Origin of the sequence: Pantoea ananatis LMG 2665, from assembly GCF_000710035.2 — a bacterium.
Taxonomy (GTDB): domain Bacteria; phylum Pseudomonadota; class Gammaproteobacteria; order Enterobacterales; family Enterobacteriaceae; genus Pantoea; species Pantoea ananatis.
The window spans coordinates 237234-260524 of record NZ_JMJJ01000010.1 but is presented as its reverse complement, the minus strand read 5'-3'; the positions used below and the strand labels follow the sequence as shown (position 1 = coordinate 260524).

Genomic DNA, 23291 nt, shown 5'->3' with positions numbered 1-23291 from the left:
CCTATGCAGCTGAACCTTACCGGGCAAAATGTTGAAATCACCGAACCCCTGCGTGAGTTCGTGACAACGAAATTTGCCAAACTGGAACATTACTTTGATCATATCAATCAGGTGTATGTTGTCCTGAAAGTTGAGAAGGTGACGCAGATTGCTGATGCAACCCTGCACGTCAACGGTGGCGAGCTGCACGCCACATCTGAAGCGGAAGATATGTATGCGGCAATTGACGGATTGATTGACAAGTTGACCCGTCAACTGACCAAATATAAAGACAAGCTAAAAAAACACTAACCTTCACGCTGGCAGGCGCGCCCGGCGCGCAAAGCTGAAAGGATGGGGCGGATTAACCGCCCCGTTTTGTCATCTGTGCCAGCGCCATTATTCCGCGACGTGATGTTTACGTACCGGGTTGATGGCTATGTGAACTCGCAAGTGAAACGACAATGAACAATGATTTAACACTGGAACTGAGCACGGTGCTTTCGCCAGACTGCACCCGCAGTAGCGTACACTGCCAAAGCAAAAAACGGGCGCTGGAGATTATCAGCGAACTGGCCGCTAAGCAGCTCAACCTGCCGCATCAAACGCTGTTTGAAGCGATCCTAACCCGTGAGCGCATGGGGAGCACCGGTATCGGTAACGGTATCGCGATCCCTCACGGCAAGCTGGAGGAAGATACTTTACGGGCCGTAGGCGTCTTTATCAGCCTGGAGCAACCCATCGCTTTTGATGCCGTGGATAACCAGCCTGTCGATCTGCTTTTTGCGCTACTGGTGCCGGCTGACCAGTGTAAAACCCATTTACATACGCTGTCGTTAGTGGCAAAACGACTGGCGGATAAAACGGTTTGCCGCCGCCTGCGTGCCGCGCAGAGCGATGAAGAACTGTATGCGATTATTACCGAAGCACAAACAGAGCAATAAAGCGCGTGATTTACCGGCGTAAGCCGGCTTTAAAACGGGAGAGAAGGTCATGGTGCTGATGATCGTCAGCGGTCGGTCAGGCTCGGGAAAGTCAGTGGCGCTTCGCGCGCTGGAAGACATGGGTTTTTACTGCGTTGATAACCTGCCAGTGGTGCTGTTGCCTCAACTGGCTGAATCACTGGTCGAGCGCAATATCTCTGCGGCCGTGAGTATTGACGTACGCAATATGCCCGAATCTCCTGAGATTTTTGAGACGGCGCTCAGCAGTTTGCCTTCAGCATTCTCACCGCAGTTGCTGTTTCTTGATGCCGATCGCAACACGTTGATCCGCCGTTACAGTGATACGCGCCGTCTGCATCCCTTATCCAGCAAGAATCTGTCGCTGGAAAGCGCGATTGACGAAGAGAGCGACCTGCTTGAGCCGCTGCGTTCCCGTGCCGATCTGATTATTGATACTTCAGAGATGTCGGTACACGAACTGGCGGAGATGTTGCGTACCCGCTTGCTGGGTAAACGTGAGCGTGAGCTGACAATGGTGTTCGAATCGTTTGGCTTCAAGCACGGCATTCCCATTGATGCAGATTACGTTTTCGACGTGCGCTTTTTGCCTAACCCGCACTGGGATCCTAAATTACGTCCCATGACCGGTCTGGACAGGCCCGTGGCCGCGTTCCTCGATCGCCATACTGAAGTCCATAACTTCATATATCAGACGCGTAGCTATCTGGAACTCTGGTTGCCGATGCTGGAAACCAACAACCGTAGCTATCTTACCGTGGCAATTGGCTGTACTGGCGGCAAACATCGCTCCGTGTATATTGCCGAACAGCTGGCTGACTATTTCCGCTCCCGGGGTAAAAATGTACAGTCTCGTCATCGCACGCTGGAAAAACGTAAATCATGACCGTTAAGCAAACCGTGGAAATCAGAAATAAGCTCGGCATGCATGCACGTCCTGCTATGAAGCTGTTTGAACTGGTGCAGAGTTTCGATGCCGAAGTGCTGTTGCGTAACGAGAGCGGAACAGAGGCCGAAGCCAGCAGCGTTATCGCGTTGCTGATGCTGGATTCGGCCAAAGGCGGTCATATTGAGATCGAAGCCAGCGGTCCACAGGAAACGGAAGCCCTGGCCGCCGTCATTGAACTGTTTGAAGCCGGATTCGACGAAGACTAACGTCAGTTCAGGTGATTGCGCTGCAGGAAGCCTTCGCCACCCAGCTGACGCATCTGGCGCAGGATCCACTGCTGGCGTTGACGGACATAGCCTGAAGGTGCGTCTGCGCGGAAGCGCAGCGGATTAGGCAAGACAGCAGCCAGCAGCGCCGCTTCGGACAGGGTTAATCGGCTGGCAGGTTTATGAAAGAAGCGGCGTGAAGCCGCCTCTACCCCGAACGTGCCTTTGCCAAACTCCGCGATATTCAGATAAACCGTCAGGATCCTCCGTTTGGTCCATACGGTTTCCAGCCCGACGGTTAATCCCGCCTCCAGTCCTTTACGCACCCAACTCCGGCCATCCCACAAAAACAGATTTTTTGCCGTTTGCTGTGACAGCGTGGATGCTCCACGCATCCGGCTGTCACTGTCGTCCAGTACGGACCGGATTGCCGCTACGTCAAACCCCCAATGGTCGGGGAAGTGTTGATCTTCAGAAGCGATGACGGCCAGTTTCATCCAGGGTGAAATTTCATCTGCTCCTACCCAGTCCGAATGAGAGACGTAGCCAAAATCGCCCCTGAACCAGGCACCTACCTGACGTTCTGCCATCACGGCTGAAAAGGGGACAGGAATGAACGAAAAGAGCAGAATGCCCGCCAGCCACAGCCCCAGCCAAATAAACACAATGCGCATCACTACAGGCTTCACGCGCCGCCACAGGTTCCCTTTATGCTTACTCATGCGCTCGTCTCAAGATTTTTATGCGTTAATTAATTTCAGGCGTGACCACTGCCCGGCGTACACTTTTTTACTGACAAATGCGCTGCTACATTGTGCAACGTTTATAACAAAACAATGAAAATGCATTCTGAATGCAACAATAGTTTGAATGAGTTCAATTACTTCCACGCGTAAGGAATCGGTTCCATCTTTTTTGTAATGCGCTCACCTTTCTAAAAAGATGATACCATTTTGTGACAATCCCATACCTCAATGTTTCACAAAACTTATATATAATTCTGCGGACTGTAAAAAGCCCTCACGGCACCTGCTGATAAAATGTTCACTCAGTGACCTTGCTAAGGGATTTATTTGTCACACAGCGTTATTTTAACTCTATGTTTTTGCCGAATTATAAAAGACTTTCTATCGGCAAAACCTTTTGATGATGAGATAAGATCCGGTGACCCGAAACGTTTTGGGTCCGATCGACCTGTTTTCTTCATTATTCTTTATTATCATAAGTTTATATCTATTTTACTCGCAAGCTACGGCAAAAAATTTTGGTTACCGCGCGCAACACAGGTTTTGTTAACAAATTTGGCTTAAGCCCGTACAAAAAACAGTAGGTTTGATTAAAAAACAACCAATGCGACGGTAAAATTGATTCATTGCTTGACTATGTTGTCGAATTAATGTTTCCTGTATTTAAACGCGGTTCAACATCACAAATTTTAATGAATCTTGTCACAAAGTAATTTGAATTTGCTAAGGTGTTGCAAGTGTTAACCAATACCCCGCTGTTGCATGAATAACATTAAGCATAGCAGCAGCGTCTTTTTCCCTGGTGTTGGCGCAGTATTAGCGCACCCCGGCTTCGGCTGGGGTCATTTTTTTGTATCAACGCTGTTTTTCAGCAACCCACTCGCGCAGTACCTGCACATCGTGTTGCCATTCACGCTTCAGTTCTTCGACCCATTCGCCCACGTTGTCCCACCATGCCGGTAGTTCAGGGCTTTGAATCTGCTTTGCCACCTGCTGAAGATGCTGTAACCCAACCGAGCCTGCTGCACCCTTGATTTTATGTCCTTCCTCCGCAATGCCTTTTTGGTCACGCGCCATCATGTTGGAATCCAGCACCTCAAGATAACCCGGCATCATCTGTTCAAACATAGTCAGGCTTTGCGTAATCAGCTTTGGCCCCACCAGATCCAGATATTGTTCGAGCATAGGAACATCCAGTATTGCATCGGTTTTACTGTTATTCACGAACCTGGCCGGCTGCGCATCGCTCTCAGACTGATAGTCCCAAAACTTTTTAATGATGGCCGTTAACGCGGGCACGGCAAGGGGCTTACTGAGCACGTCGTCCATGCCAGCGTCGAAGTACTCTTTTTTGTCTTTCAGCACGTTGGCCGTTAACGCCACCAACGGCGGCAGGTTTGCGTCTGGATGTTGCTGACGGATGGCGCGTGACACATCCATCCCGGTCATGTCCGGCAGCTGGATATCTAACAGCACCAGATCAAACTCAAGCGGATCAAACATCTCCAGTGCCGCCTTGCCAGTCATCGCCACTTCTACGCTGCATCCGAGTTTTTCCAGTACCGAGCGTGCAACAACGACATTCAGCTCAATATCTTCCACCAGCAGGACGTGCAAAGCAGGGAGCGGAAGCGGGTCGTCCACGCCTTCATCTTCCACTTCTTCTGCAATGCGTGGCGCTTTTATCACAACGGTAAAGCAGGAGCCCTGCCCCGGTGCGCTGTTTACGCTGATATCCCCGCCCATGGCCTGTGCCAGGCGGCGTGACACTGCCAGACCAATACCGGTTCCGGTCGCCGGCTTCCCGCCGTGTTGATCGGTAACCTGATAATACATCGCAAAAATTTTATCCTGCTCTTCCTGCCGAATCCCCTGCCCTGAGTCCTGAACCTCAAAGCGCAGCGTGTCATCCTGCTCGTACGCGACGCGTACGACGATCTCTCCCTGCTGGGTGAATTTCACCGCGTTACCAATCAGATTCCACAGAATCTGCCGCAGGCGCGTGCCATCAGTTGAGATCTTATGCGGCAGCGGGAGTTGTGGCGCCATGACAAACTTCAACCCTTTAGGCTGTGCCAGCAGGCCTGAGAGGTTTTCCAGATCGGCCAGGAAACTGGTGAAGTCGACCGGCTGGTTATCCAGCTGAACCTTGCGGCGTTCGATCTTATCGACTTCAATGACGTCATTGAAAATGTTGCCCAACGTAATCGCGGAAACGTGGATCGTTTTCAGGTACTTAAGCTGCTCCTGGTTCAGATCGGTATCTAGCAAGATGCGACTGAGCCCGACAATGCCGTTAAGCGGCGTACGAAGCTCGTGGCTGATCGTTGAGATAAAGGTGGTCTTCTCGCGGCTGGCACTCTCCAGCGCGTCCTGATAGCGTTTACGCTCGGTAATATCGCGTCCGAAGCCCATCAGCCCACTGCGCTTACCCACGCGGTCATAATAGGGCACTTTGCGGATCTCAAAACAGGCTTTACGGCCATCGGGATACTGCAGCCACTGCTCATAGGTCAGCGAGACGTTATGCCGGAAGACTTTTTCGTCTGTCTCCAGCACCTTGGTGGCCGTATCGTTGTCATAGATGTCGCGAGGCGTCAGACCAATAAGCTGTTTTTCGCTTTTGCCGGTTAACAGCTCCATGGCCCGGTTACAGCCCGAAAACTGTTTATCGATATTGCGGTAAAAGACCAGATCCGGTGAGGCATCCAGGAACGAACGCAGAAAGGAAGACTGTTGCTCCAGCTCAATTTGCGCCTGCTCGCGGCGCGCCACCTCTTCACGCAGCTTCGCCATCACCTGCTCACGTGCTTCCTCAGCTTTTTTACGATCGGCGATTTCATTATTAAGCTGTGAGATGGTCTCTTTCATCTGTTGATTTAGTTCGAGATCGCGCGTGCGCATCTCTTCCAGCTTATCCACCAGCCTTGCCAGACGCTGACGAGACTCTTCCAGCTGGTCAACCACCACAGAAAGGAAGTAGACCGCCCAGGGCGTGATTAAGAGGCCAAAAAAGACCGAACGCACCATATCGATACTTTCGACGTGGCCACGCAGTACCATGGTGACCGCCATCTGCACAATCATCGCCAGCACGACCAGCGCGGAGGCCAGCAGCAGCGAGAAACGTACCAGGCCAAGCTTGACCATTAAATCAACATAATATTGCGCCAGCAGGCGAATCTGTTTCATAAACACTCCCTGGATGAGAACAGCCACATGATAGCGTATTTATTTCGCTGTCGTCGCAGTGCATAAGGTAAGATCGCCGCGCGGATGCACTTATATGGTGCAAAAGCCGGTCTCTTCGCCGACGTTCAGCCCCTGAATGCTAAAACCCTTGACTAATTGTGCTAACTCAATGAATCTGTAAGGCCGCCTTTTTGCAAGGCGGGCTATTCCTGCCTCTGCTTTTTCGCCAAATAACCTCCTGTTATCGCGACGCCCTGCTTTTCATGCATACTCATTCATATAAATTGCAGTTTTAAGCAACCTGACGTGATTAATTTTGCTAATCATGATGCCCTTATTCATTCAAATTTGGTGCTATAAGAAAAACAGATACATCCTGTGCTTACACTGCCCGCAGCAGCATTTGATGCTGTTTAGTCCCTAATCGCCAGCATACTTCAGTGATTTCACGCCTTCTGCACAGTGATACAGTTCACATTTCATCCCCTATACCTGAATGGTAAACTGACACATTTTAGACATAAAAAAATAATAAATTCATTCAGTTAAGGATACAAAGACGGGATTAAACTGTGTCAGTATCACTATTTGACCTCGATTCGCTTTCCCGATAAGTTGGAATTCCGCTGAAAGCTTTCATGATGGATACGTGTCACGGCATATCTATGCAACATGACGCCCACATGGTTTGAGTCATCTCCTTTCGAGAACGGAAAAATCAAGCGCAACGCCTCAAGGGACCTTTCTCCTGGCGATGAAAAGTGCGTAAAACCCAATCGCGCAGGCTGTCAGGCGCGGAAATGAAAGAATTTGCGCTGGGAAGTGTGCAGTTGAACTCAGTGCCTGAAACAATGCAGGTAATGTCTAAAGCAGTTTTAAGGAGACCCTCAATGTCCAGTAAAAAACCTGATTCCTATGGCTTATATGACCCAGCAGCAGGAAGTGACAGCTGTGGTGTAGGTTTCATTACCCGTAAGGACGGCGAGCAGACTCATGAAATTCTGCGCATGGCGCACAGCGCACTCTGTACGGTTCCGCACCGTGGCGGTATGTCCGCCGAAGGCGTGGGCGATGGTGCCGGGGTTAACGTCGATCTTTCCCTGCATTTTTTCCGTAAAATTACCGGTCAGGCGCTTGAGGCCGGACGCTTTGGTGTAGGTAACTTCTTCGTGCCGAAAGACACGGAACTGCGCGCCAATGCCGAACGTTTAGTCGAAGAGACGCTAAATCGCTTTAATCTGCCGGTTATCCTGAAGCGTGAAATGCCGCTGGATAACAGCGTCACGCGCCCGGCTGCCATGCAGTTTCAGCTTCCCATTGTGCAGTGGATTTTTGCCGCACCTCAGGACATCAGCAATCAGATCGATTTCGAAAAACTGATTTATCGCGCCCTGCTGACGATCGAGGCACAAGCCTTTACCCAAACCGAATTTGGCGGGTTATATCCACTGTCATTGTCGTCGCGCACCCAGGTCTTTAAAGCGCGCCTGAATTCGAATGAAGTGATCCCTTACTTCAAAGATCTGACCGATCCCGATCATCACGTACGCGGACTGTTTTTCCATACTCGCTTCTCAACGAATACCGATCCGCACACCACCATGGCACAGCCTTTCCGGTTGATGGCCCACAACGGTGAGCTGAATACCGATCGTAAAAACCGCATCGCCGAATCTGCGTTGGCTTCCGCCCGTGGCAAAACTATTGTGCGTCCGAAAGGCCAGTCAGACAGTTCGCGACTGGATCAGAGCATTCACAGCCGCCTGATGGAAGACGATCTGGACCTGATCACCGCGGTGGTGTCGATGATGCCGCCTGCCTGGGAAAACGATACCGCGCTCTCCCCTGCCGTGCGTGACATGCTGGAATACTTTTCGCTCTATGAAGAGAAAAACGATGGCCCGGCCGCCTTAATTTTTGGTAACGGCGAGGTAATCGGTGCGCGTCTTGATCGCCTGGGGCTGCGCCCGCTGCGTTCAATCGAAACGGCGGAATACATCGGTGCCATGTCCGAAGCGGGACAAATTGCCTTTCCCCCTGAAAGCGTGCTACGCCGTGGCCGTATTGAAGCCGGCGGCATGCTGTATTTTGACCATCGCGAAAAGCGCAGTTACACCACGCACCAGGCGCTGGAGAAGCTGGCTGCTGAAAAAGACTATGCGGCATTGCTCGGCAAGTCGCGTGTCGATTTACGAGAGCTGCCGGTTATTCCTGCTGAACAACAGGGTTCTCCCCTGCGCTATCGCGGCGATCTGAAAACCTATCAGCGCTTCGTGGCGTACTACTACAACCAGGAAAGCTTTAAGTTCATGATGGATCCGATGCTGAACACCGGCGCCGAGAAAATCTCTGCGATGGGTTACGGCAATGCGATTAACGGCCTCTCCGATCATGAAGGCGGCATGGCGCACTACTTCTCGCAGCGCTTTGCCCAGGTGACCAATCCACCACTGGACTCCATTCGCGAAGCGGATGGCATGACGCTGCGCGTGGCGCTGGGCGCTAAACCGCATCTGGGCCGCAGTAAAGGTCGGCAGATCATTGTGCCAACCCCGATTCTGACCCATCTGGACATGCTGCAGCTGCGCGAGCAGAACGTGGCCCCTTACGCTCGCTTCGAAATGCTTTACGAGCCGGTCACCGGCAAAGATCTGCTGAGCCGCACAGCGAACGCCAGCGCGCTGGAAAAAGCGATTGACGATCTGGCACAGCAGGTGGTGGATTTTGCCCGCTCAGAGGGCGGCATTGCCGTACTGACCGATCGCCATATCTCTTCTACCCAGGCCGCATTGCCCATGCTGCTGGTCATTTCTGCCGTTAACCAGCGTCTGGTACAGGAAGGTTTACGCCTGGATGTGTCGCTGGTGGTGGAGAGCGGACAGATCATCTCTTCTCACCATATTGCGGCTACGCTGGGCTTTGGCGCGTCAGCCGTTTATCCGCTCGGCGTGCAAATGCGTGCTGAGGAAAAATTTGGTGAAGGCGAAGAAGGCAACAAAGCCTTTAAACGCTACGCTAAAGCGGCCGAAAAAGCCCTGATGAAAACCATGGGTAAAGTGGGGCTGTGTACCGTTGAGAGCTACAGCAGCGGCGAGTTCTTCGAGCCTAACTTCCTGAATACCGATGACCCGGTACTGAGAAAGTATTTTCCAAACATCAAAACGCCTGTGGGCGGCGCGGGCTTCGCAACCATCGCTCAGATGGCGGTGGACTGGCATCAGAGCGCACTGAAAATTCAGGGCGAGTCCGAAGTGCCGCTGTTAGGCCTGTTTAAAGAACGTGCAGAGGGCGCAGGCCACTCTTACGGCACCATTGCCGTACGCACCTTTATTGATATGACGGAAGAGCCGATTCGCTTCGCGGACAAAGCGCGTGAAGAGGATAACTTTATTCGTCTGATGACGCTGGCCCGTCTGGACAATGCCTTTGGCATCAAGCCGGAGACGTTTAAAGACAGCAGCTTTGAGCGCATCCCGGATGAGGTGATGAATGATTTTGCCATTACGGCCGATTATCGTCAGTTCTCCAGCCTGATGTACGAAGAGCGCAAACGCCGCCCAGCCGCGCTGCGCGATATTCTGGCCTTCCCGGCAGATCTTACCCACATCGACAGTGAGGCCGAATTCCGGCGTAAGCTGGGTCGCTACTCGCTGACTAACAATGGTTTTGCCACCCGCGGCCTGGTCTGTGACGCCATTGAGGGCAGCCAGAATGCCTTTATGCTGCGTCTGACCGATGCCATTGCCGGACTGAAACCAGAAAGTGAACGCCTGCTCAACCTGTCACGTGCGCTGAAAGCCCGTTTCAACGACGAGATTGAAACCGCAGAAGTGGTTGCAGGCGGCCTGAAAGTCACCGCCAGCGGCAAAGCGGCGGACTACCTGTCACGCATTTTCACGGCGCTGCCGTCGCTGCCGTTGAGCGATATTCAGCCCGCGAGCGAAATTACCCGCACTTTCGCGTCTGGTGCGATGAGTCACGGTGCGCTGGTCGCACCGGCGCATGAAGCCGTTGCGCATGGCACCAACATGGTCGGGGGCATGAGTAACTGTGGAGAAGGCGGTGAGCACTACTCCCGTCACGGCACCATTCGCGCTTCACGTATCAAACAGCTGGCGTCAGGCCGCTTTGGCGTCTGGGCGGCCTACCTGGCCGATCCGATGCTGGAAGAGCTTGAGATCAAAATCGGCCAGGGCGCCAAGCCCGGTGAAGGCGGTCAGCTTCCGGCGGCAAAAGTTACCGTAGAGATCGCCGCCGCACGCGGCGGCACGCCAGGCGTTGAGCTGGTTTCTCCGCCGCCGCACCACGATACCTACTCTATCGAAGATCTGGCGCAGCTGATTCACGACTGTAAAGCGGCCCGCGTGCGCGTCATTGTGAAGCTGGTGTCATCTGAAGGTATTGGCACCATCGCCGTGGGCGTGGCGAAAGCCGGTGCTGACGTGATTAACGTTGCCGGTAACACGGGTGGTACGGGCGCCGCCTCGGTGACCAGCCTGAAATATACCGGTCGCGTTGCCGAAATCGGTATCGCCGAAGTTCACCAGGCCCTGTGTGCAAACGGCCTGCGCGACAAAGTTCTGCTGCGTTGCTCAGGCGCACAGCAAACCGGCAGCGACGTGGTGAAATCCGCTCTGCTGGGCGGCGACAGCTTTGAGTTTGGTACCACCGCGCTGATGATGCTGAAGTGCGTGATGGCGAAGAACTGTAACGTTAAATGCCCGGCGGGATTAACCACTAACGCCGAAGCCTTTGATGGCGATCCACGCCAGCTGGCACAGTACTTCCTGAACGTGGCGCATGAAGTGCGTGAGATTCTGGCGCGTATGGGCCTGCGCTCCCTGCGTGAAGCCCGTGGCCGCGCCGATCTGCTCCATCTGATGGATCACCCGTTGGAAGTCGGTAAGCTGGACCTGCGTGCCATGCTGACCGTGGTGCCCGAGCTGAAGATTGCTAAGCCAGTTTATCTGGAGAAAGATTTTGAACTGGATGACCGCTGGGTTGAAGAACTGAGCCAGCAACTGGTCGATCAGGGTAAAACCTCTCTGCAACTGGGTAAGGATGTTGTACTCAACAACCGCAATAAAAGCGTGGGCGGCCAGTTAGCTATCGATATTGAGCGCATGCTGAATCACACCCTGACGGCTGCACAGATTCAGGCAATGCCGGCCGTGCTACGTGACGATCGCGGTCGTCGCTATCTGGCACCTGCCAGCGTAGAAATCACCACGACCGGCTCTGCCGGTCAGTCCTTCGGGGCCTTCTGCAATGACGGCATGCTGATGAAACATCGTGGAACCTGTAACGATGGCGTCGGCAAAGGTCAGTGCGGCGGCGAACTGGTCGTGCTCTCACCGGGCGGCGGCGCGCAGGACAGCGATGGCAACGTTCTGATCGGTAACTTCGCTCTGTTTGGCGCCACCGGCGGCCGTCTGTTCGTTCAGGGCCAGGCCGGCGATCGCTTCGCGGTGCGTAACTCCGGTGCCACTGCGGTGGTGGAAGGCGTCGGTGACTTTTGCTGCGAATACATGACCAACGGCGCAGTGTTAAACCTGGGCACCTTTGGTAAAGGCTTCGGTAACGGCATGAGCGGCGGCTTTGCTTATCAGTACGATCCCTATGGTTCACTGGCGAGCCATGCGGCGGGCGACTCCGTTCTGTTTGGCTCAATCGCTGACCCGGATGAGCTGGCACAGATTCATAAGCAGGCGGTTCTCACCATGCTGAACTGGCATCTGGAGGCCACGCAGTCTCCGCGTGCCGCCTGGCTGCTGGAGCACTGGGAAACCGAATGTCAGCACTTTGTCTACGTTATGCCGCGTTCCCTGCTGCTTTACCAGGATGGCGGTGAAATTCTGAAGGCCAAGTCCCGCAAGGATCTGCTGGAAGAGCTGTCAACGGCGCTGGCAGGCCATCAGGTTGCCAAGTTTAAAGCCGCCTGGCGCGAAGGCAAGACCATTGCCGACGGCGCGGTTCCGGCTTATGGCGCGACAGATACGCAGGAAATGTTTGTTTTACTGAATAACTACACCGTACTGAGCTTTGCCCAGCAGTTGGCACTCAGCAAGCTGCCGAAAGGCACGCCGGTTGAAGACGCCGCCGTGGAAAAAGCCGTGCGGAATCTGCTGATGACCGAAGACTTTTCACTGGTGAGTAAGCTGCAACGCCATGCGCGAGCAGCGATTGAAAGCTATAGCGACAGCGAGTTGGCCAGCCTGATCGGTTCAAAACGCATGTCCGATTACAAAGCGGCACTGACGCAACGTAATATCCGCTCAATGGACAGCCTGGCCACTTACGGCTGGATCATGTATCAGGATGCCTGCAACCGTGACATTCTCGGTCGCCTGCCTGATTTTGAAGAGTTGTTTGCGCGTGCGGCGTTACCTGAAATTGCAGCGGCCGTGGGTAAACTGGCCTGACAGCAGGCTCAGTGAACAGAACTGTGTTTAATGATGATGACCCTGATTTGTTCGACGTGCCGGGCGCAGCGGCATCCTTATCCTCTCAGCAGCAGGCTGTTGCTGAGAGCACAGGAACCGCCCGCCTTCGGCACAGCGAAGCATGACGGTTAAGAGCGGGATTGAGTAAAGGTATCCATGAAAATTCCATATATTCCTGAAGATGCACCTTTCAATGGTGATCAGAAATACTGGCTGGCGGGCTTCCTGGCCGGCCTGCACTCCCGTTTGTTGGTGCTGGAAGACAAACAGCAGCCGGCTGCGGGCAGCAGCGCTGCCGCGACCACCCAACTGCACATCCTTTATGGTTCTCAGACCGGTAATGCTGAGGCGCTGGCCCAGTCAGCGGCGAAGTCAGCCCGTGCCAAAGGTCTGGTGCCGGTCGTTCAGGCATTAGGCGATGTGGATCTCGACGTGTTCGCCACCATGCGACACGTGCTGATTGTCACTTCGACCTATGGTGAAGGTGAAATGCCCGACAACGCCCAGCTGTTTTGGGACGCGATTTCCGCCAGCACCGCGCCACGTCTGGAGCAGATGCACTTCGCCGTGCTGGCCATTGGCGATACCGGCTATGACGGATTCTGTCAGGCAGGTAAGTTCCTGGATATGCGCCTGGAACAGCTTGGGGCAAAGCGCGTTGTTGACCGCATTGACTGCGATATCGATTACGAAGAGCCGTCAAATGAGTGGATTAACAGCACGATGCCCCAGTTTGCCAGCAGCGCAGGCAGCAGCGGCACGGTGCTGGAGAGCGCTCCGGAAGCGCCGGTTATTCCTGGCAGCAACAAATCGAATCCGTATGCGGCAGCCCTGATCACCAATAAACGCCTGTCGAGTGAGCAATCGGCAAAAGATATTCGCCACGTCGAGTTTGATCTCACCGACAGCGGCCTGAAGTATGAAGCCGGTGACGCACTTGGCGTGATTCCGGTCAACGAGCCGTCGCTGGTCAGCCTGCTGCTTACCCAGTTGAACGCCGATTACCAGACGCCGGTGCCGGGATTCGACAGGAGCCTGGGCGACCTGCTGACCTACCAGTTTGAAATTTCAGAGCCTTCACGCAAGCTGATCGAGTGGGTGGGCCAAAACACCACCAACCAGGAGCTGCGTCACGTGCTTCAGCACGACGACAAAGATGCGCTCGGTGTCTGGCTATGGGGCAAAGATACGCTGGATCTGCTCCAGCTCGAACTGACGCGTAGCCTGAGCGTACCCGAGTTCGTAGCCCTGCTGCGCCCGTTGCAGCATCGCGCCTACTCCATCTCGTCCAGCTCAAAAGCGCATCCGAATCAGGTTCACCTGACCATCGCCTCAGTGCGCTATCACAGCGGTGGCCGCAACCGCAGCGGCGTGTGCTCTACCTATCTGGCTGAGCGTGTACGCCGTGGTGAAAAGCCCGCGATCTTCATCTCACCCAACAAAGCCTTTCGCGTTCCGGCTAACGGCAACGCCCCGCTGATTATGGTCGGCCCCGGCACCGGTATCGCCCCGTTCCGCGCCTTTTTGCAGGAGCGTCAGGTAACAGGTGCTCAGGGTAAAAACTGGTTGTTCTTTGGCGATCAGCATCAGGAACACGACTTCATTTATCGCGAAGAACTGACGGCCTGGCAGGAAAGCGGTCTGCTCACGCGTCTCGATCTGGCGTTCTCACGCGATCAGGACAAGAAAATCTACGTGCAAAACCGGATGCTGGAACAGGGTGCAGAGCTCTATGCCTGGCTGCAGGAAGGCGGTCACTTTTACGTGTGTGGCGATGCATCACGCATGGCGAAAGACGTGGATAGCGCGCTGTATGAAATCGTACGTCAGTTTGGCGGGCTCTCCAGTGAACGGGCCGCTGACTACATCGATCAGCTGAAGAAAGAGAAACGCTACCTGCGCGACGTTTACTGATCGCTGCGGCAGAAAGCAAAAATCCGGGCAACCTGTGTTCCCGGATTTTTTTATGCCTGTGACCTGCTGGCAGACAGGCAAAAAAATACCCGTCAGGTGGCGGGTATTCTGTGTTATTTCACCACGCGCAGTGCGGGACGGCCACCACGTGGCGGGGGATCGTCATCCGGTGAATTATCGTCATCGCTGGCATCATCAGGGCGGTCGCCGTCAATCACTGACATGACCGTCTCTTCCTGATTCTCAGCAAATTCCTGTGTGCCGCCTTCATAGGCCGGTTCAGGTTCAAACATCGTGCCTGCGCCGTTTTCACGCGCATAGATGGCGAGTATGGCCGCCATTGGGACATTCACCTGACGTGGAACGCCACCAAAACGTGCGTTAAACGAGACTTCGTCATTGCCCAGATCAAGGTTACCCACGGCACGCGGCGCAATGTTCAGTACGATCTGACCATCGCGGGCATATTCGAGTGGAACCTGAACGCCAGGCAGGTTGATGTCGACGACCAGATGCGGTGTGAGCTGGTTATCCAGTAACCAGTCATAAAAAGCACGCAGCAAATAAGGTCGGCGGGCTGTGAGTTGTGACATTTCCATACGTTAGCCCCGGGCTTGCAGGCGCATTTCACGTTCAGCTTCAGTCAGTGAAGCAAGGAAGGAGTCACGCTCAAATACGCGGTTCATGTAGCCTTTCAGCTCTTTAGAGCCCGACCCGAGCAGATCGATACCCATTGACGGTAAACGCCACAACAGCGGAGCCAGATAGCAGTCTACCAGGCTGAACTCGTCGCTCATAAAGAATGGCGTACGCCCAAACAGAGGAGCAATAGCCAGCAGCTCTTCACGCAGCTGCTTACGCGCCGCTTCAGCTTCCTGACCGCTACTGTTCTCAACCTTTCTCATCAGGCTGTACCAGTCTTGCTCAATACGGTGCATCATTAAACGGCTTTCGCCACGTGCAACCGGATAGACAGGCATCAATGGTGGGTGGGGAAAACGCTCATCCAGATATTCCATGATGATGCGTGATTCGTACAGCGTCAGTTCGCGATCTACCAGCGTCGGCACAGTGCGGTACGGATTGAGGTCAATCAGATCCTGCGGCAGGTTATCCATTTCGACCTGCTCGATCTCTACGCTGACACCTTTCTCGGCAAGCACGATACGTACCTGATGGCTAAAAATGTCAGTAGGACCAGAAAACAGCGTCATTACCGAACGTTTGTTGGCAGCGACAGCCATGAAAACCTCCCAGTTTGTTCACAAAAAGTTACTGCGAATGGCCAACCACACGGCGACTCACCTGCTCATAGAACTCGCTCGCAATCCGCGCTAACCACCCCCGACTAATGCGAGGCGCATAACGCGCCAGCTTGCGGGCGCAAAGTGACACAGAGTTTACCAGATTTTAGGCAGCTTGTGGGTGGGGGAATGCATTTTTGCGGGTAAAATGCGAACAGTATTGTGGTTTTATACGACAGGATGACCTGAGAATAAAAATAAAAAACCCGCCGGAGCGGGTTTTTTGTGCCAACTGTGTCTGCCGAAGCAGCAACAATTAACGCTTGGAGAACTGAGGACGACGACGTGCTTTACGCAGGCCGACTTTCTTACGTTCAACCTGACGAGCATCACGGGTAACGAAGCCTGCTTTACGCAGTTCGCCACGCAGTGACTCATCATACTCCATCAGAGCGCGGGTGATACCATGACGGATCGCGCCTGCCTGACCAGAGATACCACCACCTTTAACGGTGATGTACAGGTCCAGTTTACCAACCATATCAACCAGTTCCAGAGGCTGACGCACGACCATGCGTGCAGTCTCGCGACCGAAATACTGCTCCAGAGAGCGTTGGTTGATTACGATGTTACCGCTACCCGGCTTGATGAAGACGCGTGCGGATGAGCTTTTGCGGCGACCAGTGCCGTAGTTTTGAGTTTCAGCCATTGCCTTTAATCCCGATTAAATGTCAAGAACTTGCGGTTGCTGTGCCGCATGGTTGTGCTCGTTACCTGCGTAAACTTTCAGTTTACGGTACATAGCACGACCCAGCGGGCCCTTCGGCAGCATGCCTTTAACCGCGATCTCAATCACGCGCTCAGGACGGCGAGCAATCATCTCTTCAAAGGTCGCCTGTTTGATACCACCGATGTGACCAGTGTGGTGATAGTAAATCTTGTCAGAACGCTTGTTGCCGGTTACAGCAACTTTCTCAGCGTTCAGAACGATGATGTAATCACCAGTATCAACGTGCGGAGTGTATTCCGCTTTATGCTTACCACGCAGACGGCGCGCCAGTTCAGTCGCCAGGCGACCCAAGGTTTTGCCAGTTGCGTCAACAACATACCAGTCACGTTGGACGGTTTCTGGTTTAGCTGTAAAAGTTTTCATCGAAAAGCTTACCCAAATTAAGTTACACGTTGGTGAAATCCCAAACGCTTAAGTAAACGAATGAGGCTCACACGACCATTTTGACCAGCAAGCCACCCCTTCGGATAGCGTTACCGGAACGCAGAGGATTTGGGAAAAAAATCCTGTGCTGTAACGTGGGGTCGCAAGATTATAGAGAAGTCGATTACAAAAATCGAACCCTATTTTCATTTATTACCTGGAATCTCAGGGTAAATGCGCCAGCCGCAGGTACTCTTCGCTCTGCATTTCCTGCAAACGGGACAGACAGCGCTGATATTCAAATTTCAGGCGCGTGCCCTGATAAATTTCGAACAAGGAGGTTTCTGCAGCGACAACCAGTTTGACATGGCGCTCGTAAAACTCATCCACCAACGCCAGAAAACGCCGCGCCTGATCTTCCGTCTTGTAGATCATGACCGGTACATCAAACAGCAGGACGCTGTGAAAGCGGCGTGACAGCTCAATATAATCATGCTGGCTGCGCCCTTCTCCACACAGGGTTTTAAAATCAATCGCAATCACCCCTTCTGCCACGCCCAGGGTCGGCATTTTACGGTGATTGATCTCCAGCACCGGTGCGCTGTCGCGTTTTTCGCCTGACAATGCCTGGAACATGCGGTCCATCTCGGCGTAGGTTTCCGGCCCCAGAGGAAACGTCCACAAATGCGCGGACGTCAGCGTACGCAGACGGTAATCAATGCCCGCATCGACATTCATTACCTCACAATGCTGCTTAATCTGCTCGATGGCGGGCAGAAAACGGGCACGCTGCAGGCCGTTTTTGTACAAGTTATCAGGCGGAATATTCGAGGTCGCAACCAGGCTGATGCCGCGCGCAAACAGGGCTTCCATCAGCGTTCCCAGCAGCATGGCATCCGTGATGTCAGACACAAAAAACTCATCAAAACAGAGAATATCGGTTTCTGCTTTAAAGCGGTCGGCGATGATCAGTAACGGATCGCTGTGCCCCTGCAGTTCGGTCAGCTCTTCATGCACGCGCAGCATGAAACGGTGAAAGTGTAAGCGCAGTTTGCGGTCGCCAGGAATAGACTGAAAAAACAGATCCATTACCCAGGTTTTCCCCCGGCCAACACCGCCCCACATATACAAGCCACGGACGGGCGCTTTGGGCTGCGACTTTTCTTTTCCCATCAGCTTCGACAGACGACCTAACAGCCCCTGCGAGGGAAGTTCGGTGGTGTGCTGACGCGCGATCAGCCCTTGCTGGATAGCATCTAAGCGGGTAATCGCTTCACGCTGTACGTCGTCGGGCTTGAAATCGCCCTGTGATAGCGCTTGCTCATAGCGGGCAAGCGGAGATGAGGTTTGCATGGTTCGCTCAGTGTCCCTGAATTTTGTCTTATTCAAACGTCGTTTGTCGAAAAAAAGGCCGCTCTACACTAAGGCATGGCGCTCCAGAGTTCCACATCCATAAGATTAACGGGTATAGTGACTATTATTAAGTGGTGCAACGCCCTACGGAACAACGGAAATAACACGGGAGTCATTATGACCTGGGAATACGGGCTAATTGGTTTAGTGGTAGGTATTATTGTCGGCGCAGTCGCAATGCGTTTTGGCAACCGGAAGCTGCGTGAGCAGCGCAGCATGCAGTACGAACTGGATAAGACGAAAGCCGAGCTGGCAGATTATCGCGAAGAGCTGACCAACCACTTTGCGCAGAGCGCAGAGCTGCTGGATAACATGGCGCGTGATTACCGTCAGCTCTATCAGCACATGGCGAAAGGGTCCAACGACCTACTGCCGAACATGCCCGGGGACAAAAACCCCTTTGCATGGCAACTGACCGAAGCCGAAGCGGATAACGATCAGGCACCGGTGCAAATGCCGCGTGACTACTCTGAAGGCGCCTCTGGCTTACTGCGTGGTGAACGCGCCGTCCGCGACTAAGCATGATCGGGCACAGTGACGCTGTGCCCGCTGTTTTTGCGAACCCCGGCCGCAAACGGCTGTCTCATTGATTTACTCCCCCCATTTTTGCAGCGAGAGCGTTGTAGCAATGAAAAAACAAGCACGACTGTTAAGCGCATTAGCCTTGAGTATTGGAATGAGTCTTGCCGCTGCGCCCGGCGCGATGGCGACGCTACCTGCACAGATTCAGAGCCAGCCGCTTCCCAGCCTGGCACCGATGCTGGAAAAAGTGTTACCTGCTGTGGTCAGCGTGCACGTTGAAGGCACCCAGTCTGATGCCCAGGCCCAGACACAGGATATTCCCGAGCCGCTTAAGCGTTTCTTTGGCCAGTTGCCCGGTGGCGCCCCAAGCCAGCCTCAACCCTTTGAGGGGCTGGGGTCCGGTGTCATCATTGATGCCGCCAAAGGCTATGTTCTGACCAATAACCACGTGGTCAACGGCGCGGATAAGATCAACGTCCAGCTCGGCGATGGCAGCGAATATGATGCCAAACTGATTGGTCACGATGAGCAGACCGACATTGCTCTGATCCAGATTCAGGGCGCGAAAAACCTGACGCAGATAAAAGTCGCCGATTCGGATCAGCTGAAAGTCGGTGATTTTGCCGTGGCCATCGGCAATCCTTTTGGCCTTGGTCAGACAGCGACCTCCGGAATTATTTCGGCACTGGGCCGCAGCGGCCTGAATCTCGAAGGGCTGGAAAACTTTATCCAGACCGATGCCGCCATTAACCGGGGTAACTCGGGCGGTGCGCTGGTTAATCTGAACGGCGAGCTGATCGGCATTAATACCGCCATTCTGGCCTCCAGTGGCGGCAATATCGGCATTGGCTTTGCGATTCCGAGCGATATGGCCATGAACCTGGCCGAGCAGTTGATTAAGTACGGCGAAGTCAAACGGGGTCAGTTGGGTATCAAAGGTACCGAGATGACCGCGGACATCGCAAAAGCGTTTAACGTTGACGCACAGCGCGGCGCGTTCGTTTCTGAAGTGCTGCCCCAGTCTGCGGCGCAAAAAGCCGGTATCAAGTCAGGCGATATCATTGTTTCGGTCAACGATAAACCGATTACCAGCTTCGCAGAACTGCGGGTGAAGATCGGCACGACGGCACCAGGTGAGAAAGTGAAGCTTGGCCTGCTACGTGAAGGTAAACCGGTGAGTGTTGATGTCACCCTTGAGCAAAGCGCCCAGACGACGGCCAGCGCACAGCTGCTTTCTCCAGCCCTGCAGGGCGCGACTCTGAGCGATGGTCAGACCAAAACCGGTGATAAAGGCGTGAAGATTGATGCCATCGAAAAAGGCACTCCGGCTGAACAGGTCGGCCTGCAAAAAGATGACGTGATCATTGGCGTCAACCGCACGCGAATTCAGAATATTGCCGAAATGCGCAAGGTGCTGGAAGCCAAACCGCCGGTGATGGCGCTGAATGTGGTTCGTGGTGAGGAAAGTATCTATCTGTTATTGAGATAAACCCCGCACGATGGCGGACACAAGCACGTGTGTGTCCGCCGCTCTCATGTTATTCTCCCCAACGTTCTCCCCTGACGTGATTTAACACCATGTTTCTTAAACTCTTGCGTTCAGTGGTGTTGGGACTGATTGTTGCGGGCATCTTGCTCGCAGCGCTGCCCGCACTGCGTTTGGGCGGTGCTGCCCTGTATAGTCAAAATGACAGTAACGATGAAACGCCCTTTGGCTTTAATCAAGGGGTGAGGCGTGCCGTGCCTGCCGTTGTGAATGTTTACAACCGCAGCGCGCATGGGAACAACAACCGCGGTATTACCACGCTGGGCTCTGGCGTGATTATGAATAACCGGGGTTATATCCTGACCAACAAGCACGTTATCAATAATGCCGATCAGATCATCGTCGCTCTACAGGATGGCCGTTTTTTTGAAGCCACGCTGGTGGGTTCAGATGCCATGACCGATTTGGCCGTGCTAAAAATTACCGCGTCAAACCTGCCGGTTATCCCGATTAATCCCAAACGCGTCGCACACATTGGCGATGTGGTGATGGCCATCGGCAACCCCTATAACCTGGGACAAACGGTCACACAGGGCATTATCAGCGCCACGGGCCGCGTCGGACTCAGCTCGTCAGGCCGCCAGAACTTCCTGCAAACGGATGCATCAATCAATCAGGGGAACTCCGGTGGCGCACTGATTAACTCGCTGGGCGAACTCATGGGCATCAATACCCTGACGTTCGATAAGAGCAGCGATGGCGAAACGCCCGAAGGCATTGGTTTTGCTATCCCCACCGCGCTGGCAACCAAAATTATGGATAAGCTCATCCGTGATGGTCGGGTCATTCGCGGCTATATCGGCATTACCGCCCGCGAAGTGCCGCCGCTTCACGGCCAGGGCAACAGTCTCGATCGGGTTCAGGGCATTATCGTCAGCGTGGTGACGCCGGGCGGCCCGGCTGAGAAAGCCGGTATCCAGGCCAATGATGTGCTGCTGAGCGTAGACGGTAAACCGGCGCTCTCCGCACAGGAAACCATGGACCAGGTTGCGGAAATTCGGCCCGGCTCGGTGGTGAATGTGCAGGTGCTGCGTAATGACAAGAAGCTGACCTTCCCGGTGACGATTCAGGAGTTTCCGGACAGCAGTCAGTAGCGGTGAACACAAACAAGGCCCACTTGAGGCCTTGTTTATCCGCTTAAACGGCGCTGCGCCATTCTGTCAGCACGGCGTTAAGGGTCAGCAGCGGTCTACCGGAAACGCAATCACCTCCGACAGCGACTCTGCCTTCAGCGCCAGCATAATCAACCTGTCCACGCCCAGTGCAACGCCCGAACAGGCCGGCATGCCGTGCTCCAGCGCGGCCAGCAGGTAGTGATCAATCGGATGTTGCGGCAACCCTCGCGCCGCACGCCGACGATTATCCTGCTCAAAGCGTTGGCGCTGTTCACGGCTGTCGGTGAGTTCGCGGAAGCCATTCGCCAGCTCAATGCCCTTGTAATACACCTCAAACCGCTCTGCCACCCGATGATCTTCCGTACTGATCTCCGCTAATGCCGCCTGGCTGGCCGGAAAGTGGTAGATAAAACACGGCTTGTCCTGACCAATCTTCGGTTCCACGCCCAGCATAAACAGCAGCATCAGCAAGGTATCGCGATCCTCTTCCCGACTGGCCAGCTCGCCCTCACCCAGCTTTTCCGCCGCCTCACGCAACTGCGCTTTGTCGGCAGAAAGCGGGTCCAGCTCAAGATGACGAATAAAGGCCTGCTGATAAGAGAGCGACTCCGCGCTGTCGCACTCCAGCACCTGCTGCAGCAGATCGTCGACCTCATTCATCAGGCGGTACATATCGTAATGGGGGCGATACCACTCCAGCATGGTGAATTCAGGGTTGTGGTAGCGCCCGGCCTCTTCGTTGCGAAAGCTGCGGCCCATTTGATAGATAGGGCCACTTCCGGCCGCCAGCAGGCGTTTCATGTGGTATTCCGGGCTGGTCATCAGCCAGAGATCGCGGCCTTCAGACAGGCCAGGGCCGACAAAGCGCGTCTGGAATGGCACCAGATGAATGTCGGTAATCGTGGCCTGACTCATCGCGGGCGTGTCGACTTCCAGTACGCCACGATCGGCGAAGAAACGACGTACTTCAGCAATAATGGCTGCGCGTTTAATTAAACTGGCAATCGAAGCGCCAGGTTGCCAGCTTGTCGTTTCACTCATGGTGACGGCTCCTGATACAAATAAGGGAGGGAAGTCTACTCGTAATGTCAGTGGCAAACAATCGTGGCGCAAGCCTGTCCAATAAACTGACCGGCTTCTATAATTAACAGGTTAAATAACAAAGGAATCTTTTTATGTCTCCATGGAAAACATTGGTTGCCAGCCTGAGTGCCTTCCTGTCCGTCGCCTGCACGACCACACCGCCAAAAAACGTTACCGTCGTTGAAAACTTCGACAGTCAGCGTTACCTCGGTCAGTGGTACGAGATAGCCCGGCTGGATCATGGCTTTGAACGCGGCCTCGAACAGGTTACGGCAAATTACAGCCCACGTGAGGATGGCGGCCTGAAAGTCGTTAATCGCGGCTATAACGTTAAAAAGCAGCGCTGGCAGGAGAGCGTGGGTAAAGCCTACTTCACCGGCGATAAACAGCGTGCGGCACTCAAGGTCTCGTTCTTTGGGCCCTTCTATGGTGGCTATAACGTGATAGCGCTGGATCCTGACTACCGTTACGCACTGGTATGCGGGCCTAACCGCCACTATCTGTGGATACTGTCACGGACGCCGCAGTTGGATGAAGGTGTGAAACAAAAGCTGGTGCAGCAGGCACGCCAGGCCGGTTTCCCGGTAGATGAGCTGATTTGGGTGAAACAGGGCTAGAGAAAGGCCGGTACGAAAAACGTTCGTACCGGTTTTACCGTTACTGCGCGCTACGCTGGATTGCATGGCCGCCCGCTTCAACGTCTTCGCCGACGCCGCGCGTGGTGTTGCAGCCAGAAAGCAGTGCAGAGAACATCATCACAGAGAAAATCGCAACAATACTTTTCTTCAACATATCCATATCCTTTTTGGTTGCATTATAGGTAC

General features: G+C 54.0%; 18 protein-coding genes and 1 pseudogene. 10 read left to right on the top strand and 9 right to left on the bottom strand.

The features are described from left to right. The first annotated feature begins 3 nt into the window (after nt 1-3). From hpf to npr, 4 genes are all read left to right on the top strand, one after another. The gene (gene hpf, locus EL29_RS20160; protein WP_013024322.1) at nt 4-291 is read left to right on the top strand and encodes a ribosome hibernation promoting factor; all 288 of its coding nucleotides are present in this window, start codon (nt 4-6) and stop codon (nt 289-291) included. Nucleotides 292-443: 152 nt separating this feature from the next. Then, complete coding sequence (gene ptsN / locus EL29_RS20155) at nt 444-923, top strand: PTS IIA-like nitrogen regulatory protein PtsN (RefSeq protein ID WP_013024321.1); 480 nt, start codon at nt 444-446, stop codon at nt 921-923. A 49-nt stretch (nt 924-972) separates the two neighbouring features. Further along, complete coding sequence (gene rapZ / locus EL29_RS20150; RefSeq protein WP_013024320.1) at nt 973-1827, top strand: RNase adapter RapZ; 855 nt, start codon at nt 973-975, stop codon at nt 1825-1827. Continuing rightward, nucleotides 1824-2096, top strand: coding sequence for a PTS phosphocarrier protein NPr (npr, locus tag EL29_RS20145; protein ID WP_013024319.1), 273 nt, complete (start codon nt 1824-1826; stop codon nt 2094-2096). The genes rapZ and npr overlap by 4 nt, the downstream gene beginning before the upstream one ends. A 2-nt stretch (nt 2097-2098) precedes the next feature. On the opposite strand, the gene mtgA is transcribed toward npr, so the two are convergent. Both mtgA and arcB read right to left on the bottom strand, forming a co-directional pair. Continuing rightward, the gene (mtgA, locus tag EL29_RS20140) at nt 2099-2818 is read right to left on the bottom strand and encodes a monofunctional biosynthetic peptidoglycan transglycosylase (protein WP_013024318.1); all 720 of its coding nucleotides are present in this window, start codon (nt 2816-2818) and stop codon (nt 2099-2101) included. A 796-nt stretch (nt 2819-3614) separates the two neighbouring features. Beyond that, nucleotides 3615-6034: pseudogene (arcB, locus tag EL29_RS20135) on the bottom strand (aerobic respiration two-component sensor histidine kinase ArcB). 890 nt (nt 6035-6924) lie between these two features. Here arcB and EL29_RS20130 point away from each other — a divergent pair. Together EL29_RS20130 and EL29_RS20125 are read left to right on the top strand one after the other, a co-directional pair. Next, nucleotides 6925-12456, top strand: coding sequence for a glutamate synthase-related protein (locus EL29_RS20130; protein WP_014606757.1), 5532 nt, complete (start codon nt 6925-6927; stop codon nt 12454-12456). 177 nt (nt 12457-12633) lie between these two features. Further along, nucleotides 12634-14391 (top strand): sulfite reductase subunit alpha, encoded by a 1758-nt coding sequence (locus EL29_RS20125; protein WP_013024315.1) that lies wholly within the window; start codon nt 12634-12636, stop codon nt 14389-14391. A 113-nt stretch (nt 14392-14504) separates the two neighbouring features. Here the strand turns inward: EL29_RS20125 and sspB are convergent, their stop codons facing one another. The 5 genes from sspB to zapE form a co-directional block, all read right to left on the bottom strand. Further along, nucleotides 14505-14990, bottom strand: coding sequence for a ClpXP protease specificity-enhancing factor (gene sspB / locus EL29_RS20120; RefSeq protein ID WP_013024314.1), 486 nt, complete (start codon nt 14988-14990; stop codon nt 14505-14507). A 3-nt stretch (nt 14991-14993) separates the two neighbouring features. Next, a complete protein-coding gene (gene sspA / locus EL29_RS20115; protein ID WP_013024313.1) occupies nt 14994-15635 on the bottom strand; it encodes a stringent starvation protein SspA in 642 nt (213 codons plus the stop codon). Between the two features lie 316 nt (nt 15636-15951). Continuing rightward, nucleotides 15952-16344: a 30S ribosomal protein S9 gene (gene rpsI, locus EL29_RS20110; protein ID WP_006121723.1), complete on the bottom strand. Its 393-nt coding sequence runs from the start codon at nt 16342-16344 to the stop codon at nt 15952-15954. 15 nt (nt 16345-16359) lie between these two features. After that, nucleotides 16360-16788, bottom strand: a complete 429-nt coding sequence (gene rplM, locus EL29_RS20105; protein WP_006121722.1) for a 50S ribosomal protein L13 — start codon at nt 16786-16788, stop codon at nt 16360-16362. A 225-nt stretch (nt 16789-17013) separates the two neighbouring features. Then, nucleotides 17014-18141, bottom strand: a complete 1128-nt coding sequence (gene zapE, locus EL29_RS20100) for a cell division protein ZapE (protein ID WP_014595150.1) — start codon at nt 18139-18141, stop codon at nt 17014-17016. 177 nt (nt 18142-18318) lie between these two features. Between zapE and zapG the strand changes: the two genes are divergently transcribed. From zapG to degS, 3 genes are all read left to right on the top strand, one after another. Then, nucleotides 18319-18720, top strand: a complete 402-nt coding sequence (zapG, locus tag EL29_RS20095; protein ID WP_006121720.1) for a Z-ring associated protein ZapG — start codon at nt 18319-18321, stop codon at nt 18718-18720. Between the two features lie 109 nt (nt 18721-18829). Then, complete coding sequence (gene degQ / locus EL29_RS20090; protein ID WP_014595149.1) at nt 18830-20212, top strand: serine endoprotease DegQ; 1383 nt, start codon at nt 18830-18832, stop codon at nt 20210-20212. Between the two features lie 89 nt (nt 20213-20301). After that, nucleotides 20302-21363, top strand: a complete 1062-nt coding sequence (degS, locus tag EL29_RS20085) for an outer membrane-stress sensor serine endopeptidase DegS (RefSeq protein ID WP_013024309.1) — start codon at nt 20302-20304, stop codon at nt 21361-21363. Between the two features lie 84 nt (nt 21364-21447). On the opposite strand, the gene epmA is transcribed toward degS, so the two are convergent. Beyond that, nucleotides 21448-22425 carry an elongation factor P--(R)-beta-lysine ligase gene (gene epmA, locus EL29_RS20080; protein WP_014595148.1) on the bottom strand — a complete coding sequence of 326 codons (978 nt, stop codon included), beginning with the start codon at nt 22423-22425 and terminating at the stop codon, nt 21448-21450. A gap of 134 nt (nt 22426-22559) precedes the next feature. Between epmA and EL29_RS20075 the strand changes: the two genes are divergently transcribed. Beyond that, entirely contained in the window at nt 22560-23084 is a 525-nt protein-coding gene (locus tag EL29_RS20075; RefSeq protein ID WP_014595147.1) for a lipocalin family protein, read from the top strand. Nucleotides 23085-23124: 40 nt separating this feature from the next. On the opposite strand, the gene EL29_RS20070 is transcribed toward EL29_RS20075, so the two are convergent. Next, entirely contained in the window at nt 23125-23259 is a 135-nt protein-coding gene (locus tag EL29_RS20070; RefSeq protein ID WP_014606758.1) for an entericidin A/B family lipoprotein, read from the bottom strand. Between the last annotated feature and the right edge of the window lie 32 nt (nt 23260-23291).

Coding starts and splice junctions, on each gene's coding strand:
- EL29_RS20075 (WP_014595147.1), top strand. CDS start 22,560: ATGTCTCCATGGAAAACATTGGTTGCCAGCCTGAGTGCCTTCCTGTCC.
- hpf (WP_013024322.1), top strand. CDS start 4: ATGCAGCTGAACCTTACCGGGCAAAATGTTGAAATCACCGAACCCCTG.
- rpsI (WP_006121723.1), bottom strand. CDS start 16,344: ATGGCTGAAACTCAAAACTACGGCACTGGTCGCCGCAAAAGCTCATCC.
- EL29_RS20125 (WP_013024315.1), top strand. CDS start 12,634: ATGAAAATTCCATATATTCCTGAAGATGCACCTTTCAATGGTGATCAG.
- degS (WP_013024309.1), top strand. CDS start 20,302: ATGTTTCTTAAACTCTTGCGTTCAGTGGTGTTGGGACTGATTGTTGCG.
- zapE (WP_014595150.1), bottom strand. CDS start 18,141: ATGCAAACCTCATCTCCGCTTGCCCGCTATGAGCAAGCGCTATCACAG.
- EL29_RS20130 (WP_014606757.1), top strand. CDS start 6,925: ATGTCCAGTAAAAAACCTGATTCCTATGGCTTATATGACCCAGCAGCA.
- rplM (WP_006121722.1), bottom strand. CDS start 16,788: ATGAAAACTTTTACAGCTAAACCAGAAACCGTCCAACGTGACTGGTAT.
- sspB (WP_013024314.1), bottom strand. CDS start 14,990: ATGGAAATGTCACAACTCACAGCCCGCCGACCTTATTTGCTGCGTGCT.
- degQ (WP_014595149.1), top strand. CDS start 18,830: ATGAAAAAACAAGCACGACTGTTAAGCGCATTAGCCTTGAGTATTGGA.
- rapZ (WP_013024320.1), top strand. CDS start 973: ATGGTGCTGATGATCGTCAGCGGTCGGTCAGGCTCGGGAAAGTCAGTG.
- sspA (WP_013024313.1), bottom strand. CDS start 15,635: ATGGCTGTCGCTGCCAACAAACGTTCGGTAATGACGCTGTTTTCTGGT.
- epmA (WP_014595148.1), bottom strand. CDS start 22,425: ATGAGTGAAACGACAAGCTGGCAACCTGGCGCTTCGATTGCCAGTTTA.
- EL29_RS20070 (WP_014606758.1), bottom strand. CDS start 23,259: ATGTTGAAGAAAAGTATTGTTGCGATTTTCTCTGTGATGATGTTCTCT.
- ptsN (WP_013024321.1), top strand. CDS start 444: ATGAACAATGATTTAACACTGGAACTGAGCACGGTGCTTTCGCCAGAC.
- mtgA (WP_013024318.1), bottom strand. CDS start 2,818: ATGAGTAAGCATAAAGGGAACCTGTGGCGGCGCGTGAAGCCTGTAGTG.
- zapG (WP_006121720.1), top strand. CDS start 18,319: ATGACCTGGGAATACGGGCTAATTGGTTTAGTGGTAGGTATTATTGTC.
- npr (WP_013024319.1), top strand. CDS start 1,824: ATGACCGTTAAGCAAACCGTGGAAATCAGAAATAAGCTCGGCATGCAT.